Origin of the sequence: Marinobacter caseinilyticus (assembly GCF_011074955.1) — a bacterium.
In the GTDB taxonomy this organism is placed as follows: domain Bacteria; phylum Pseudomonadota; class Gammaproteobacteria; order Pseudomonadales; family Oleiphilaceae; genus Marinobacter; species Marinobacter caseinilyticus.
This window is the reverse complement of sequence record NZ_WUQJ01000022.1, coordinates 102,799-119,806: the sequence shown is the minus strand read 5'-3', so window position 1 is coordinate 119,806 and position 17,008 is coordinate 102,799. Positions and strand designations below refer to the sequence as shown.

General features: G+C 55.5%; 16 protein-coding genes. 14 read left to right on the top strand and 2 right to left on the bottom strand.

All coding sequences use genetic code 11. From position 1 onward, the window contains the following. Positions 1 to 7: 7 nt before the first annotated feature. A complete protein-coding gene (locus GRX64_RS11535; protein ID WP_166267322.1) occupies positions 8 to 991 on the bottom strand; it encodes an aldo/keto reductase in 984 nt (327 codons plus the stop codon). A 167-nt stretch (positions 992 to 1,158) separates the two neighbouring features. Here GRX64_RS11535 and GRX64_RS11530 point away from each other — a divergent pair, with 167 nt between their 5' ends. From GRX64_RS11530 to GRX64_RS11495, 8 genes are read left to right on the top strand one after another with little or no spacing between them, the layout of a single operon-like run. Beyond that, positions 1,159 to 2,289, top strand: coding sequence for an ABC transporter substrate-binding protein (locus tag GRX64_RS11530; RefSeq protein ID WP_166267320.1), 1,131 nt, complete (start codon positions 1,159 to 1,161; stop codon positions 2,287 to 2,289). Between the two features lie 9 nt (positions 2,290 to 2,298). After that, entirely contained in the window at positions 2,299 to 3,171 is an 873-nt protein-coding gene (locus tag GRX64_RS11525) for a branched-chain amino acid ABC transporter permease (protein ID WP_166267318.1), read from the top strand. A 9-nt stretch (positions 3,172 to 3,180) separates the two neighbouring features. After that, a complete protein-coding gene (locus GRX64_RS11520; RefSeq protein ID WP_166267316.1) occupies positions 3,181 to 4,062 on the top strand; it encodes a branched-chain amino acid ABC transporter permease in 882 nt (293 codons plus the stop codon). Beyond that, positions 4,059 to 4,877, top strand: a complete 819-nt coding sequence (locus GRX64_RS11515) for an ABC transporter ATP-binding protein (protein ID WP_207308784.1) — start codon at positions 4,059 to 4,061, stop codon at positions 4,875 to 4,877. Before GRX64_RS11520 ends, GRX64_RS11515 begins: the two co-directional genes overlap by 4 nt. Before the next feature lie 2 nt (positions 4,878 to 4,879). Continuing rightward, entirely contained in the window at positions 4,880 to 5,590 is a 711-nt protein-coding gene (locus GRX64_RS11510) for an ABC transporter ATP-binding protein (RefSeq protein ID WP_166267314.1), read from the top strand. Next, on the top strand, positions 5,590 to 7,188 hold the full coding sequence (locus GRX64_RS11505) for an AMP-binding protein (RefSeq protein WP_166267312.1): 1,599 nt from the start codon (positions 5,590 to 5,592) through the stop codon (positions 7,186 to 7,188). Before GRX64_RS11510 ends, GRX64_RS11505 begins: the two co-directional genes overlap by 1 nt. A gap of 9 nt (positions 7,189 to 7,197) precedes the next feature. Beyond that, entirely contained in the window at positions 7,198 to 8,400 is a 1,203-nt protein-coding gene (locus GRX64_RS11500; RefSeq protein WP_166267310.1) for an acetyl-CoA C-acetyltransferase, read from the top strand. Positions 8,401 to 8,417: 17 nt separating this feature from the next. Further along, complete coding sequence (locus tag GRX64_RS11495; protein ID WP_166267308.1) at positions 8,418 to 8,882, top strand: MaoC/PaaZ C-terminal domain-containing protein; 465 nt, start codon at positions 8,418 to 8,420, stop codon at positions 8,880 to 8,882. Between the two features lie 33 nt (positions 8,883 to 8,915). On the opposite strand, the gene GRX64_RS11490 is transcribed toward GRX64_RS11495, so the two are convergent. Next, positions 8,916 to 9,833, bottom strand: a complete 918-nt coding sequence (locus tag GRX64_RS11490) for a LysR family transcriptional regulator (RefSeq protein WP_166267306.1) — start codon at positions 9,831 to 9,833, stop codon at positions 8,916 to 8,918. A gap of 167 nt (positions 9,834 to 10,000) precedes the next feature. On the opposite strand from GRX64_RS11490, the gene GRX64_RS11485 reads away from it, so the two are divergent. Genes GRX64_RS11485 through GRX64_RS11460 form a run of 6 tightly spaced genes read left to right on the top strand, consistent with a single transcriptional unit; the run spans position 10,001 to position 16,873 of the window. Then, positions 10,001 to 10,834: an HTD2 family dehydratase gene (locus GRX64_RS11485; protein WP_166267304.1), complete on the top strand. Its 834-nt coding sequence runs from the start codon at positions 10,001 to 10,003 to the stop codon at positions 10,832 to 10,834. Further along, positions 10,835 to 11,998, top strand: coding sequence for an acyl-CoA dehydrogenase family protein (locus tag GRX64_RS11480; RefSeq protein WP_166267302.1), 1,164 nt, complete (start codon positions 10,835 to 10,837; stop codon positions 11,996 to 11,998). A gap of 35 nt (positions 11,999 to 12,033) precedes the next feature. Next, positions 12,034 to 13,233: a CaiB/BaiF CoA transferase family protein gene (locus tag GRX64_RS11475; RefSeq protein WP_166267300.1), complete on the top strand. Its 1,200-nt coding sequence runs from the start codon at positions 12,034 to 12,036 to the stop codon at positions 13,231 to 13,233. Between the two features lie 34 nt (positions 13,234 to 13,267). Beyond that, on the top strand, positions 13,268 to 14,092 hold the full coding sequence (locus GRX64_RS11470) for an HpcH/HpaI aldolase/citrate lyase family protein (protein WP_166267298.1): 825 nt from the start codon (positions 13,268 to 13,270) through the stop codon (positions 14,090 to 14,092). Between the two features lie 29 nt (positions 14,093 to 14,121). Next, positions 14,122 to 15,789, top strand: a complete 1,668-nt coding sequence (locus tag GRX64_RS11465) for a long-chain fatty acid--CoA ligase (protein ID WP_166267296.1) — start codon at positions 14,122 to 14,124, stop codon at positions 15,787 to 15,789. A 1-nt stretch (position 15,790) separates the two neighbouring features. Beyond that, positions 15,791 to 16,873, top strand: coding sequence for an MBL fold metallo-hydrolase (locus GRX64_RS11460; protein ID WP_166267294.1), 1,083 nt, complete (start codon positions 15,791 to 15,793; stop codon positions 16,871 to 16,873). Positions 16,874 to 17,008 lie beyond the last annotated feature (135 nt).

Genomic DNA, 17,008 nt, shown 5'->3' with positions numbered 1-17,008 from the left:
TGTCGTGTTAGTTGTGTCCGGCTATCCTATGCGGCACATAAGCATCTTCCAGGGCGGCTTTTTCTTCATCTGAAAGCGTCAGTTCCAATGCTGCAATTGCCTCTTCAATGTGTCCCGGTTTGCTTGCCCCAACGATAGGTGCGGTGACAGCCGGGTTGGACATAACCCAGGCCAGCGCAATCTGAGCCATACTCATGCCGCGATTCTTGGCAACCTTGCGGAGGGCGTCGATAACAGGTTGGTCAACGTCGCTGCCGAGGCGCCATTTTCGGGTGTTCTCATCGGTTTTCGCCCGGGTACTCTCGCCGCCTTCACCCTGCACGGTCTTGCCCGCGAGAATGCCCCTCGCCAACGGACTCCAGGGAATAACGCCCACACCCTGATCGATACACAACGGGAACATTTCCCGCTCTTCTTCCCGATACACGAGGTTGTACATCGGCTGCATGGTGGCAAAGCGGGTCCAGCCATGCATTTGTGCCGTGTGCTGGGCTTTTGAAAACTGCCAGGCATACATGGATGAGGCGCCGATATAACGTGCTTTCCCGGCCTTCACCACGTCGTGCAGGGCTTCCATGGTTTCCTCGATTGGTGTCTTGTAGTCCCAGCGGTGGATCTGGTAGAGATCGACGTGGTCGGTGCCGAGGCGCTGTAATGAGCTGTCTATAGCAGCCATGATGTGCTTTCTCGACAGGCCCCGGTTGTTGGGACCATCTCCCATGGGGTTGAATACTTTGGTGGCGATGACCACATCCTCGCGGGGCGCGTAATCCAGCAGCGCCTTGCCCACAACACGTTCCGATTCCCCCAGTGAGTACATGTCAGCAGTATCAAAAAAATTGATGCCAGCATCCAGTGCCTGTTTTATAAATGGCCGGCTGGCCTGTTCGTCCAGCACCCACTCCCGCCACTTCGGCGAACCATAGGTCATGGTGCCGAGACACAGGGCGGAGACGTTCATGCCGGTAGTTCCGAGTCGGCGATAGTTCATGGTTCTGCTCCTTTATATTTGGCTTAAACAAGAGTAAACGAAATGCTCATTACGGGGGCCGGATCCATATTCACATTGCCTTAACGGGGTCTTAATAAATGGCGAATTGTGCGTAGCTGAATCGGTGCTAGGTTTGAATGGAATAAAAACAATACCGAGGACAGATTATGTTACGTAAGACGCTTTCTTCCATCGCTTTTGCCATAGGGCTTGCTTCTGCCGTTTCTGTTCAAGCCGAGGACATCGAAATTGGCGCGGTCTTTCCGCTCAGTGGCCCTAACGCCACCTACGGTGACATTTTTATGTCTGGTGCAGATCTGGCTGCCAAGCATATCAACGAAGACGGAATGTTGTCAGGAAATCTGAATATCCTGTACGAAGATAGCCAGGCCTTGCCCCAACAAGGGGTGGTGGCGATGAATAAGCTGGTCAATGTTGAGGGCGTACCCTTCGTGCTCTCCGCCTTCACCGGGGTTTCCAAGGCTCTCTCCACACTGGCTCAGCGCAGCCAGACGGTGGCAGTAAATGGCGGTGGTGTTGGTCCTGATCTGGCGGAACTGGGCGAATATTTCTGGAACGTCATTCCACTGGCAAACAATGAAGTTGGAGCCCTGGCGAGGTATGCCGTCGAAGACCTGGGTCACAAACGATTCACCTTGGTGTACGTGGATGATCCACTTGGGGAGTCGATACTGAATGAACTGGAAAAAACCTTGCCGACACTGGGTGCCGAACTCGTGGAGTCCCACTCCATTGCAGCGTCAGCCCAGCAGTTCAGTGGTGTGGCTGCCCGGGTTCGTAGCGACAATCCGGATGTAGTCTATGTGGCTTCCTACGGCTCCCAGCAATTGCAGATCGTTAAACAGTTGCGTGACAACGGCGTAAAGGCGCAAATCGCCAGTTACTCCGCGTTCTCGGTGCCCGAGCTGCAAAGCCAGGCAGAAGCACAGGGCGCATTGTTCACCACCCAGAGCATTGAGTGGGGCTCCGATGACCCTGTCACCAAGCGTTTTGTGGACGACTACAAAGCAGAGCATAACAAGAATCCGACCTCCTACATTGCCAACTACTACAATGCCGTAAGGGTCTTCGGGTTACTTGCCCAGGCTCTGGAAGCGCAGAACAAAGAAATTACGGGTGCTAACCTGCTGGCACAGCGTAAAGCAACGGAGACGTTCGAATTGGTCGGTGGCGAGGTTTCTTTCCAGGATAATGGCACTCTGTTGGCTCCAATCCAGGTTCTTGAGGTTGACGGTTCAGGTAGTGGCAAAGTGGTCTCAGTCAAGACTGCGGAGTAAGGGGCCGTCATGCTTTTTCTGCAACTCCTTGCCAACGGTTTGCAGGTGGGGGCGATCTACGCCCTCACGGCAGCTGGCTTTTCGCTGATATTTGGTTCTACCAAGATATTCCATTTTGCCCACGGTGCGACCTTCGCTATTGCGGCTTACCTGTTCCACTTTGCGTTGACCGGCTTGGGTTTTCACTGGACCTTTGCAGTCGCCGTGGCGGCCATCAGTGCGGTGGTTTTCGGTGTGGTGCTGGACCGCTTCATGTATGCGCCGATCCAGCGTCATGAAGGCTCATTCTTCACGGTGTTCGTGGCTTCTTTTGGTGTCGGTATTGTGGTGCAAAATCTGCTAGGTAGTGTGTTCGGGCGCGGCTTCATGTCTGTCCCGACACCCTTGAGCAACTCTGTGGAGGTGATGCCGGGGCTATATCTTTCGCCACTGAACGGGCTCGCCATTGGGTGTGCTGTAATCTGCTTTGTGGCGTTGCATTACTTCCTGACTCACACCTTTGTGGGCAAGGGGCTGAGAGCTCTGAGTGAGAACCCGGAACTGGTGCGTATGTTTGGGCTTAGTCCCCGACGTTTGTCCACCTACGCTTTTGCTCTCGGATCGCTGCTGGTAGTGCCGGGCGCGATTTTTACCGCTGCGGGCACCGGGATTAATCCGGCGGTTGGCCACCACGTCATGCTGATCAGTCTGGCTGCGACCATTGTCGGCGGCATTGGCAGCCTCCGGGGCGCTGCCTGTGCCGGCTTGCTGATCGGTGTGGCCGAGAACCTGGCGATGTGGAAGCTGGGCACTCAGTGGAGCGAAGCCATTACCTTCGCGATCCTGTTCTTCTTCATCATCTTCAAACCGTCCGGGTTCTTTGGGCGGGCGACGGTTTCGTGAGGCGCTGACATGACCGCTTATATACTGAACCTGCTGGTCCTGATCTCGGTCTACGCGATCCTCTCGACCACCCTGAATTTCATCATCGGCTACGCCGGTATTTTCTCTCTGGCGCATGCGGTGTTTTTCGGGATTGGAGGTTATACCGCGGCCCTGGTTGCGATGAATGTGACCCCGGAATTTTTTGTGGCGATACCCGTTGCGATGGCGGCTGCCGCGGTAACCTCCCTGCTGCTGGCATTACCCGCGCTGCGGGTCCGGGGCGAATATTTTGTGGCCGCCTCCCTGGGGCTGCAGGTGCTGGCTGTCACTCTGTTCTCGGAGTGGAAGAGTTTTACCGGCGGTATTGGCGGTGTGATCGGGATTCCCGCTGTGGAAATGCTCGGTTATCCGATTTATAAGCCCTGGCAGTTTCTACTGATGTCGCTGATTTGCCTGGTGATTATTATCGGGATTATCCGAATCCTGGTGCACACCAGCTTCGGCCGCAGTCTCAAAGCGATCCGCGACAGTGAATCGGCTGCTTTGGCGTCCGGCAAGAACGTCACGGTGATAAAGACGCTCTCGGTTGTCCTGTCTTCGGCGCTGGCGGCGGTTGCCGGTGCGCTCTATGCCTTTTACATGAGCTTTATTAATGTCCAGAGCTTCATGCTCGACACCTCGGTACTGGTGATGGCGATGGTCATTATCGGAGGCACCGCTACTATATTGGGACCGCTGTTGGGCGCCGCATTGTTGATGCTTATGCCCAGCGTCCTGACCTATTTGTCATTCCTGCCTCAGACCGAAATCGGTTCCATTCAGCAGATCGTTTACGGGATGGCCATGGTGTTGCTGATGATTTTCCGTCCCGGCGGTATCGTGAGTTCACACCCGGGAGGTGGCAAATGAGCGAACAGTTAATGACAGCTCAGGAGATCGAAAAGCCAGCTCCCGGTTCCGGTTTTACCGGGTCTACGGATGGCCAGGATGTATTGCTGGAGATCACTGACCTGAGCAAGAACTTTGGTGGGCTGCAGGCAATCAATGATGTTTCCCTGAATCTGAGGGCAGGTATCATCACCACCCTTGTCGGCCCGAACGGAGCAGGCAAAACCACCTTGTTCAATATGATTACCGGACATATTTCGCCTTCCGAAGGCGACGTAAGCTGGCAAGGCGAGTCGGTCATCGGTCAGGCGCCCTGGAGAATTGCCAGGGCGGGGATAGCCAGGACCTTTCAGGATCTTCGGCTGTTTACCCACATGACGGTAGAAGAGAACATCCTGACCATGATGGAGTCTGGTTCCTGGCTCTGGCAGTCTGGCGGAAAATTCCGTAAGGCCAAACGGCTCGACAAAGTGAATCAGATTCTCGAGCGTACCGGACTAACTGACAAGCGCCACACCCGTGCGCTTGATCTGGCCTATGCAGAGCGCAAGTTCCTGAGCCTCGCCCGTATCATGGCAACGGATTCTCGCCTGTGGCTGTTGGACGAACCGGCGTCCGGACTTGATCCTAACTCCTATAATCTGTTCCTGCGGTTGCTCAGGGAGGAAGTTAAAGAGGGTATTACCGTCTGCATCATCGAGCACAATCTGGACATTGTGGTGAATATTTCTGACCGCATTGCTTTTCTCGATCAGGGTAAATTGCTGGCTGATGGCGAGCCGCAAGCCATCCTGAATGACCCGGCCCTGGCCGCCATTTACTTCGGGGAGAGATAATCATGGCAGACAAAATGCTCCAGGTTGAGAATCTGGTGGTCGGTTATGGTGGCCGGCCTGTTCTGACGGACATCAATCTTCATGTCAACGACAATGAAGTGCTGTGCCTGATCGGTCACAACGGGGCTGGCAAATCCACGCTGCTAAAATCCGTATTCGGTCTGGTGCTCCACGAGGGTGGCCGCATTCTGTTCAATGGTAAACCGGCAGTGACCGAGCCACGGGCCATGACGATGGCGGGGATGTCCATGATGCCGGAAGGCCGGGGAGTGTTCCCCGGTATGACCGTGGAGGAGACCATGAGTCTCGGCATGTGGGCCGCTGGGGTTCCGGAAAAAGAACGCGCAGACCGAATTGATTGGGTGATGTCGATCCTGCCGGTGATGAAAAAATTCTACCAGACCCGAGCCGGTAACCTGTCGGGTGGCCAGCAGCAAATGGTCTCTATTGGCCGGGCGCTGCTCAGCCGTCCTCGCTGTTTGCTGATGGACGAGCCTTCCATAGGCCTGGCGCCGAAGCTGTTCCAGGATCTCTGTGGTCCGATCCGGGAATTACAGCAGAAAACCGGCATGTCGATTCTGCTGGTAGAGCAAAATGTCAAGGAGGCTCTGAAAATCTCGGACCGGGTCGTGGTGATGAAATCCGGTCAGATGACCTGGGAAGGCCACCCTTCCGAGTTAAGTGATAACAAGAAACTAATGGAGCTCTACTGATGCCGAAGAAGCTGACCCTTGCAGCGCTGGTGAGTAGACATCTGGAGCGGGCGCCGGAATCCTGCGCACTTCTGGTGGGAGAACGCCGCATCAGCTATGCCGAGCTGGACCAGATGGGGCGCTCAGCCGCAGACTGGCTGCAGGAGCAGGGGATTGGCCACGGCGACAGAGTCGCGGTTTGGCTTGTGAACCGACCCGAATGGCTTGCCTTAATGCTTGGTTTATCCCGCATTGGGGCGGTGTTAGTGGCAGTGAATACCCGTTACCGCACGGCGGAACTGCAGCATATCCTGTCTGCTTCCGGTGCCTGTTTGCTAATCATGCAGCCCCGCTTTCGCAAGATCGATTTTCAGGCCATGCTGGAAAAACTTGAACCTGAAACAGTGCCGGATCTCAAAACGATTGCCGTCCTTGACCAGGCAACAACCGCACCACAGTTGGGCGGCTGTTCAACTTTGCCGTTCCCGGCTCTCGAAACCTCTAATGCACCCGATGTGACTGACCATTCCAGCGAGAACAACCTGGCGATTCTGTTCACCACCTCAGGCACTACAAAACTGCCGAAACTGGTGGTCCACACCCAGAGTTCGCTTGCCAGCCACGCGGACCTCGTGGCTCGGGCGTTCCGGTTCGATCAGCCCGAGGCAGGTCTACTCGCTCCGTTGCCATTTTGCGGAACCTTCGGGTTAGTGCCGGTGATGACTGCATTGGCAGCGGGCATTCCTATCGCGGTCATGGAGACGTTTGATGAGGGCCCCGCGGTAGAGCTGATCCTGAAGCACAAGCTCACACACCTGTTCGGTAGTGATGAAATGTACTGGCGCCTTCTTGCTGCCATGCCCGAAGAAACCAGATTCGAGAGCCTCAGGATGTGTGGTTTCGCGGCGTTCCAGACCGGCGCCGAGGAGCTCGCCAGGCAAACAGACGCCCGTGGCATACCACTTGCGGGGGTTTACGGCTCCAGTGAAGTGCAGGCACTTTTTTCGATCCAGGCCGGGCAGTCAGATGTACAGGAACGGTGCAAGGGCGGCGGTTTTCCCGCTGACCCGGAAGCACAGGTGAGAGTGCGTCATACCGAGACCGGAGATTTGCTGGAGCCGGAACAAAGCGGTGTTCTGGAAATTCGGGCAAAGGGTAATTTTGCCGGTTATTTTAATAACCCGGAGGCGACCTCTGAGGCGGTCGATACCGACGGGTTTTTCTCCACCGGAGACATCGGGTATCTGCGCCAGGATGGCTCTTTCGTCTACCAGACCCGCGCTGGTGATGCGATACGCCTCGGTGGCTTTCTGGTAAACCCTGCGGAAATTGAAGATGTGCTCAGGGACTGCCCGGGAATTGCAGAAGCTCAGGTAATTGGCGCCGATGTAGATGGTAAACCTGCGTGTGTGGCGTTTGTTATTGCTGACCCGGATACCGATGTTGATGCCGAGGGTGTCCGTGCCTGGCTCAAGAACACCATCGCTGCGTTCAAGGTGCCAGCCAAAGTCTGGTTCCTCGACGCTTTTCCAGTGACAGAGAGCGCAAACGGCACCAAGATTCAGCGGGCAAAGCTGAGAGCAATGGCGGCCGAGCGCGATTCAAAAACAACCTTCTGAGGAGGCCTCATGCAGCAACGACGAGCAGCGATAGTTACTCCGGTAAGAACCGGAGTTGGCGCGTTTGGTAAAGCATTAAGACCGGTTTCGGTTGAAGATCTGATCGCAACCGTAGTTAAGGAAACCATCCGGCGCTCCGCAATTGATCCGGCCCTGATCGAAGATGTAGTGGTCGCACAATCCTATGCTAACAGCGAAGTACCCTGTGTTGGTCGTTGGGCCGCCTTGCAGGCCGGGTTGCCGGAACATGTGCCGGGTATGCAGTTGGATCGGCGCTGTGGCGGTGGTCTGCAGGCCGTCATTAATGCGGTGATGATGGTGGAATCCGGTGCCTGTGATGTGGTTATCGCGGGGGGCGTCGAGAGCATGAGCAATATCGAGTACTACTCCACCGATATGCGCTGGGGCAAGAAGGCCGGCTCTTTTACCATGTATGATCGTCTGGACCGCGGCCGCGAGCGCTCCCAGCCTGAGGACCGTTTCGGCTTTATCTCCGGCATGATAGAAACGGCCGAAAATCTGGCCGAGAAGTACAGTATTTCCCGCGAGGAGGCCGATGCCTATGCAGCACGCAGCCACCAAAGGGCAGCGGCCGCCTGGAATGAGGGCCGTTTTGATGAAGAGGTCGTCCAGCTCAACATTCCCCAGCGCAAAGCGGACCCACTCCCGTTCTTACGGGACGAAGGCATCCGTCCCGAAACTACAATGGAATCACTCGCAAAACTGAACCCTCTTATCAAGGGTGGAACGGTGACTGCGGGCAATGCCAGTCAGCAAAGCGATGCGGCAGCGGCCTGTCTTGTTGTGTCAGAAGACAAACTGGCGGAACTGAACCTTGATCCAATGGCTTTCATGGTGGGCTGGACCTCGGTTGGTTGTCATCCCGGGATCATGGGTATTGGTCCAGTGCCGGCTGTCGAAAAGCTCTTCCAAAAGACCGGTCTCGGTTTCAATGATATGGGACTCGTGGAGTTAAACGAAGCGTTTGCCTGCCAGGTGCTGTCGGTCCTCAAGGAGTGGGGCTGGGATGACCACGACCGCCTCAACGTGAACGGTTCCGGGATTTCTCTTGGTCACCCCATTGGAGCAACTGGTGTCCGAATCATGACCAGTCTGTTGCACGAGATGAAAAGAAGAGATTGTCGGTATGGACTGGAAACCATGTGCGTTGGTGGCGGGCAGGGTGTCGCTGCAATCTTCGAGCGAGCCTGATACGCAGAGGAAAGATTATGGATAACTCATTATATTTTGAAGACCTGAAAACAGGTGAAGTTTTCGAGAGTGCAGGCAGAACCATAACAGAAACAGATATGACCATGTTTTCCATGCTCTCTGGCGACTGGAATCCGGTTCACTGTGATCAGGAATTTGCCAGTAAAACTCGCTACGGAGAACGTCTTGTACACGGTGCCTTCGGCATTGCCATCGCTACCGGCATGATGCATACCCTTGGGGTTTTTGAGAAATCCGCGGTGGCAATGATGTCGATCAGCGAATGGAAATTCGTCAAGCCCATTACGATCGGCATGACCCTTCGGCTGAAATTGTCGATCCTTGATTTCGAGGAGGGCACCAGCAAGCGTGTGGGACGGGTTAATCGGCGTCTGCAGTTGGTTAACCAGCACGATGAGATAGTTCAGGACGGTGTTTCCGACATGCTTATCCTGAAGCGTAGTGGAATCTCAGAGCATTAAACTGACTGCAAACAGATCCTCTGGGGTGCGCCGCTAACCGGCGCTCTCCGGGGGGGTTGTCAGACTGGCCTGGGCGCGAATTTCTTCAACTAGCTCTTTACCACATTTTGGCAATGCATCCAGCTCTCTAACGATAAGGCTGCGCTCCCGTTCAGCCCAGCTTTCTTCGAGCGCAACAATCGAAATATCCATAAATTCGGCGTAGCGGCGGGCAATAGACCCGGGCAGTATCCCGATACCTACACCACGGCTGACCATCCGACAGGCCGACTCAAACCCGAAAACCTGTATCCGCATCTGCAATTGTGAGTTGATTTCGTTAGCCTGCCCCTTCAAAAAATTGAACAGGGTGCTGCCTTCCCGCAGGCCGATATGGGGGTAATTCAGGGTTTCTTGAAAGGTGATACCTTTGCGATTCGCAAGAAAATGATCGCTTGGGGTAACCACCACCAGCCGGTCAACGTTGAAAGGAATGATTTCCAGCTTTTTCGCTGTTACCGGTCCGGCTACAACCCCAAGGTCGGTGGAGCCGTCGATCACGCCCCGCACAATGTCATTGGTGAGGCGCTCCTGAAGATCAACCGTAACGCCTGGCCGGGACACAAGAAATCGCGCCAATACATCCGGCATGAAATCGCTCACAGCGGTGGTGTTGGCAAAAATGCGGATATGGCCGGACTGCCCCTCAGCGTATTGAGAGAACTCATCCTTGATGTAGTCCACCTGACGCATAATGGCGCGGGCATGAACCAGCAGGTCGTGGCCGGCGGGTGTCAGCTCAACCCCCTGGCTGTCACGGTAGAATAGACGACTGCCGAGTTGGCCTTCGAGCGCCTTGATGCGCATGCTGGCGGCAGCTGTTGACAGACTGGCTCTTCTGGCACCGCCGGTCAGGCTGTTAGCTTCAGCAACATGGATAAACAGACGTAAATCAGGGATGTCAAAATGCATAATTGAATTTCGGCAGCAAGCTAACTAAGGGATTGTCAGTCTAAACCACGGGGGTGTTCATGAAAACCAAACGCTCCCTTGAGGAAAATCGAATTCCCAGCTTTGTGATATACCGGCATTCTTACCAAAATTAAAAACCTAGAATAGCTATTGATAGAGGCAGCGTAATGGAAAATGCACCTGAGGACTGGATTGGCAGGCAGGAATACTGCGTAGATGCGCTTGATACCTCTCTCGCCGGCCGTATAGCCGCCATGCTGGCACGGACTTTCCCGCGCGAGGGTGACCCCCTGGCCCCACTTTGGCACTGGGCATTTTTCCAGATACCGGTACCCCCTTCCGGTACCGGGCCGGATGGCCACGTAGCGCCGGGTGAGTTTTTGCCAAAATCTGAAGGCAACACTCGTATGTGGGCCGGTGGCAGCGTGGAGTTTCATCAACCACTTCTTGTAGGCCAGCGCGCCGAGCGTCAGTCCAGCATCAAATCAGTCACGGAAAAAACCGGCCGTTCGGGCAAATTACTGTTTGTGACCGTCGAGCACCATTATCGCCAGGATGGGAAGCTGTGCCTGAGTGAAGAGCAGGACATCGTTTACAAAGCGCCCGCAGCCCCGAAGCTATCGCTTGACAAACCGGTGGACGAAGCTCAGTGGAGCACCGGCATTACGCCATCGCCATTGCTCCTGTTTCGCTACTCCGCCGTAACGTTTAACGGCCACCGCATTCATTACGACCAGCCTTACGCCACCGGGGTGGAAGGTTACCCGGGCCTGGTGGTGCATGGCCCCCTTATTGCCACGCTGATGGTGCAGGCTTTTCTTGATGCAAATCCGGGTCGCACACCGGTGCGCCTTTCGTATAGAGGATTGAGACCGTTGACGGTGAATAAGCCATTCTGTGTGGAAGGCCGCATCAGTGGTGACGGCAATGCCATTCTCTGGGCTGCCAATGAAGATGGTCCGGCCCATGAAGCAGAACTTGAATTCAAGGAGACCAGATAAATGACCAGCCCCGCTATGAAGAAGTATGACGATATCCGCGAAGGCGTCCGTGGCTTGTGTGTGGAATTCGATGCCGCTTATTGGCGCGATGTAGAGGAGCGTAAGGCATTCCCGGAGGAGTTCGTTGAGGCCATGACCCGTGCCGGCTGGCTGGCCGCGATGATCCCGGAAGAATATGGCGGTTCGGGTCTCGGTGTATCGGAAGCCTCGGTAATACTAGAAGAGGTCAATCTCGCCGGTGGTAACTCCGGAACCGTGCATGGACAGATGTACAATATGTTTACGCTGCTGCGCCACGGCAGCGAGGACCAGAAGCAGAAATACTTGCCAAAACTCGCTGCCGGGGAGCTTCGCCTGCAGTCCATGGCCGTCACGGAGCCGACGACGGGTACCGATACTACCAAGATCAAAACCACGGCGGTGCGCAAGGGCGACAAGTACACCGTCAATGGCCAGAAGGTTTGGATCTCCCGGGTCCAGCACTCTGACCTCATGATCCTGCTTGCCCGCACAACCCCGCTGGATCAGGTGCAGCGCAAAACCGAAGGTATGTCGATTTTCATCGTGGATCTGCATCAGGCCATCGGCAATGGGCTCACGGTGCAGCCGATCGCCAACATGGTGAACCACGAAACCAACGAGCTGTTCTTCGATAACCTGGAAATTCCCTCCGAGAATCTTATCGGCGAGGAAGGCAAAGGCTTTCGATATATCCTTGATGGCTTGAATGCCGAACGTGCGTTGATCGCAGCCGAATGTATTGGCGATGGCCGCTGGTTTATCGAAAAAGCCCGTAAATACGCCAGTGAACGGGAAGTTTTTGGCCGACCGATCGGTAAGAACCAGGGCGTCCAGTTCCCCATTGCCAAAGCGCACATCAACGTCGAAGCGGCTGATCTGATGCGCTGGCGAGCCTGTGAGGAATACGACAGTGGTCGCCACGCCGGTGCCAGCGCCAATATGGCCAAGTATCTGGCGGCGGAAGCTTCCTGGGAGGCTGCCAACGTCTGCCTGCAGACTCACGGCGGCTTTGGGTTCGCCACCGAATACGACGTTGAGCGTAAGTTCCGTGAAACCCGGCTATATCAGGTAGCGCCGATTTCCACCAACCTGATTCTGTCCTATGTGGCCGAACACTTGCTGGAATTGCCTCGCTCATTTTGAGCCTTTTTCAACACAAGGGAAGGTGAGGAACTTTTGTGAACAACAGCAACAACAGGCCATTGCCGTTGGAGGGTATAACGGTTATCGCCCTGGAACAGGCCGTGGCGGCTCCTTTGTGTACCCGGTATCTGGCGGAGCAGGGCGCCCGGGTGATCAAAATCGAACGGCCCGGCAAGGGTGATTTCGCCCGCCAGTATGATGGGCGAGTAAAGGGTCTGTCGTCCCACTTTGTTTGGGTCAACCGCTCCAAGGAAAGTCTGGCGCTTGATCTGAAAACGACCGAGGGGATGCAAATATTGCATCAGCTGCTGGCAGAAGCGGATGTTCTGGTCCAGAACCTGGCGCCGGGAGCGACGACCCGGATGGGACTGTCATTTGCCGACCTGCATCCTCGCTATCCCGGGCTCACCGTCTGCGACATCTCGGGCTATGGCCAGGGAGGCCCGTATGAGAGCAGGAAAGCCTATGACCTGATGATCCAGAGTGAGAGCGGCTTTCTATCTGTTACGGGTACCTCTGAACCTGAGGGCATGGCGAGAGCCGGTTGTTCGGTGGCAGACATCGCCGCAGGTACCTCTGCCCAAACCAGTATTCTGTCTGCGTTGCTGCTGCGTGGTAGAACCGGGGAGGGCAGCCATATTGATATATCCATGCTGGAAGCCCTGGTTGAGTGGATGGGTTACCCTATGTACTACAGCTATAACGGTGCGCCAGCCCCGGACCGGGCTGGGTCTTCCCATTCCACAATTTACCCATACGGGCCGTTTCCCGTCGGTGACGGTAACACCGTGATGCTGGGACTACAGAATGACCGGGAGTGGCGCGGGTTCTGCGAGCTGGTGATGAGGGCTCCCGAATTGACGGAGGACTTGCGGTTTGCCACAAATCCTCAACGCTCTGATAACCGTGTCGAGCTCAACGGCCTGATCCGGGAGGTGTTTTCACAGCTGGCCCTGGCGGATGTTACCGGTCGCCTTGAAGCCGCCGGCATTGCCAGCGCTGCCGTTAATAACATGCACCAGGTCTGGAAGCATCCGCAGTTGAGCGCCCGGGACCGCTGGTTTGACGTGATGACGCCAGCTGGCGAGGTGCCGGCATTGAAGACCCCCGGGCTCTGGTTTGCGGAAGCGGCATCGGCAGTGCCTGCGGTGGGAGAGCACACGCGGCCGATATTGCAGAACCTGGGTTACGGCGATGATCAGATTGAACAGTTTGAGCGTGCTGGTGTGGTGTGATCAGCAACAGAATCTCGACAGCAGGTAACTGACAATGACCAACGATAATCTCAAAACCATGTTATTTGTGCCGGCTTCGAGGCCGGAACGGATTGCAAAGGCCCTGGCTAGCGGTGCTGGCGCAGTCATTGTGGATCTTGAAGACGCGGTGCCGGTGAGTGCCAAAGAAACCGCACGACAAGCGTTGGAAGATTTTCTCAGTCAGCATGATGGTCCCGGTATTTATGTGCGGATTAACGCCCGTGATACAGCATTTTTTGATGCCGATCTCGCGCTTTGCAGCCGTCTGGACAAGGTCATCGGCATCATGCTGCCAAAAGCGGAATCGGCGGAAGACATCACCCTCGTTGCGGGTTCCGGTAAGCCGGTTCTTCCTCTGATAGAGACGGCCAAGGGTCTGGTGGCCATCCACGCCATTTCCGCCTCGCCCTCGGTTAACCGGTTGAGTTACGGGGGGCTTGATCTCAGTGATGACCTGGGCATTGAGGGCAACACCGTTGGCGCCGAAACCATCCTGGATCAATGCCGGTATCAGATTCTGGTGAGCTCTCGGGCGGCCGGGCTACTGCCTCCCGTTGATACGGTTTTTCCGGTTTTTGATGATTATGAGGCCGTTCTCGCTCGTGCGCGGCGGGCACGGAATATGGGCTTCTCCGGCATGTTGTGCATCCACCCCAAACAGCTTGGCCCCGTCCAGGCCGGTTTTGCGCCCGATGAGGAGCAGGTGAAGTGGGCAGAGAAAGTACTGACGGCGGCCGAGTCCGGCGAGGGTGCTTTTAAAGTCGATGGGCAGATGGTTGATGCCCCGGTGATCGCGATGGCAAAAACCATCCTCGAACGTGCTCGGGGTCACTATTAAATAACCAGATTAGTAACAGGAGTACAGGCATGAATTCCGGAAGCAGCAAATACTGGCCCAAAGGGCTGCCGCGGTCGCTCGATCTACCCAAAACCAGCCTTTATTACAACCTGGAAGTGGCGGCAACACGTTATCCGGACAAGCCTGCGATTGTGTTTTACGGGTACACGCTCAGCTACGGTGCGTTTCTGCGGCAGGTGGAGGCTATGGCGGGCTATCTGCAACAGGTATGTGGGATCAAACCGGGTGACCGGGTTGCCCTGTACTCTCAGAATTGCCCCCAGTACATGGTGGGGTACTACGCCATTCTGCGTGCCCAGGCCGTGGTGGTTCCGATCAATCCAATGAACCTGGAGGATGAGCTCCGATACTGTGTAGCGGACAGCGGAGCAAAGACATTACTCGCCGCGCAGGAACTCTTCGAGTACGCCAACCCACTGGTGCAATCCGGGGATATTGAACACCTCATTGTGCATGCCTATTCGGATTATTTGACCACGACCCTGGATATGCAAGTACCCGCTGCGGTGAGTGCACCGAGGCAGGACCTGGGCACTACGAACATTACCCTTTGGCAGGACGTGTTGACCCGGGAGTTGACTCCGGCACGCTTTGAAGGCGAATACGATGATCTGTGCGTAATTGCTTACACCTCCGGCACCACGGGCCACCCGAAAGGCTGCGTACATTCCCATGGTACCGTTATGGCCTCGGTAGCCGCCTCGGCCGTGTGGCGCGGTGGGTCACCCGTATATTCGTCCCTTGCTATCGCACCCTTGTTCCACTTTCTCGGTATGCAAGGCGGTATGAATGGACCGATTTTTAACGGCTCGACGGTGGTTATCATGCAGCGCTGGGACCGTGAGGCAGCGTTGCTGCTGGTTGAGCGCTACGGGGTAAATATGTGGAGCGCGCCGCCGTCGATGATTGTCGATTTCTTCTCCAACCCGAGCCTGGGGGATCACGATATTTCCAGCCTGTTCCGGTTGATGGGCGGTGGCGCCGCCATGCCCGAAGCTATCTCACGCAAGCTCAAGGACGAGTTCGGGATTGCCTACAATGAGGCTTACGGGCTGACCGAGACCGCCGCCTTTATCCTGGGCAACCCCGTTGAACGGGGCAAACGTCAGTGCCTGGGTATCGCCAGTTTTGGCGCTGATGCACGGATTGTCGATCCGGCTACACTGGAAGACTTGCCCGAAGGCGAGACCGGCGAAATTATCCTCCACGGTCCGCAGGTGATGCTGGAGTACTGGAACAATCCCGAGGCAAACACCAAGACCTTCGTGGAACGGGAAGGCAAACGTTTTCTCAGAACCGGTGATCTCGGCTATGTGGATGAGGAAGGCTATTTTTTCATGGTTGACCGCCTCAAGCGGATGATCAATGCCTCGGGGTTCAAAGTCTGGCCGGCCGAGGTGGAAAGCATAATGTATGACCATCCCGATATCCATGAAGCTTGCGTGATTGGCGTGCCGGACCTGAAAAGGGGGGAGACGGCGAAGGCTATGGTGGTCTTGAAACCGAGTGCCAGCAATGCCCTTACCGGAGATGACATTATTGCCTGGTGCAAGCAAAACATGGCTGCTTACAAGGTGCCAACAACTGTTGAGATCATCGACGAGCTGCCCAAGTCCGGCACCGGAAAAATCAACTGGCGGCAGCTTCAGGAAGCTGCCCGGAAAGAGGCTTCCTGAGATGGAGCAGTTTGAGGAAGCCAAGCTAATATTTTCAGATGACCACGGCGGGATTACCCATCCCCTGGAATGTGTTCCTGGGGATGGTGAGTTGGTGGAGGTTGCCCCGGATGTGTTCTGGAGCCGAATACCCATGCCCGGCAAGTTGGATCACATCAACGTCTGGTTACTAAAGGATAAAGATGGCATGTCGGTGGTTGATACCGGCATGTATACCCCAGAAGCTGAATCCGCTTGGACGTCACTGATCGGGCAAGTGTCAGGCCACTCGGATATCCATCGGGTGTTTGTCACGCACATGCATCCTGACCATGTTGGCATGGCGGGTTGGCTTGTTGTCACCCAGCCCACACAATTCTGGATGACCCGAATGGAGTACATGACCTGTCGAATTCTTGAGGCACAAGCCCAGGATGACAGGGTGCCGAACGACTTCACAAGCTTTCATCGCGGTGCCGGGTGGTCGGAGTCGGCTGTTCTGAATTACAGCAGCCATTATGGCAGCTTTGGACGACGCGTTTTTCGGTTGCCCAGGGCGTATAATCGCCTGGAACATGGCCAGCACCATGTTATTGGCGGACATAGCTGGCGGGTAGTTATTGGCAGTGGGCACTCTCCGGAGCATGCCTGCTTTTATTGTGAGAAGCTGAAGCTGCTGATCTCCGGTGACCAGGTATTACCCAGAATCTCGTCCAATGTTTCCGTAACCCCGATGGAACCATTCGCTGACCCCATGAGCGATTGGTTGGAGTCTCTTCGCCGGCTGAGAGCGGAGATTCCCAATGATGTACTGGTGCTACCTGCACACCAGGAATGCTTCATGGGATTGCATAACCGTATCGAAGCTCTGATCGCTGAGCAGGAGCGTTCCTTTGAATTGCTGCGACAGTCACTTAGGGAGTCTCCAAAGCGGGTGGTGGACCTATTCGAGCTGTTGTTTACCAGGCCGATCTCGGAAGACGATCCCATGATTTTCAGTCTGGCTACGGGAGAAGCCCAGGCATGCCTGAACTACCTGTGGAAATCCAGAGAAGTGGTCCGTTTTGTCGATTCGAAGGGCGTGTGTTGGTATCGGGTAGAATAAAGCACCGGTTCGTTTGTGCTGAATCGCTCTTTCCTGAGTTTTACGCCATGGAAGCCGTCATTGGACTTGATCAAGAAGTCCTAAATCAGTTTGGGGATACTGTGCGGCGATACGTTCGTGATCGCCTGATTCCAC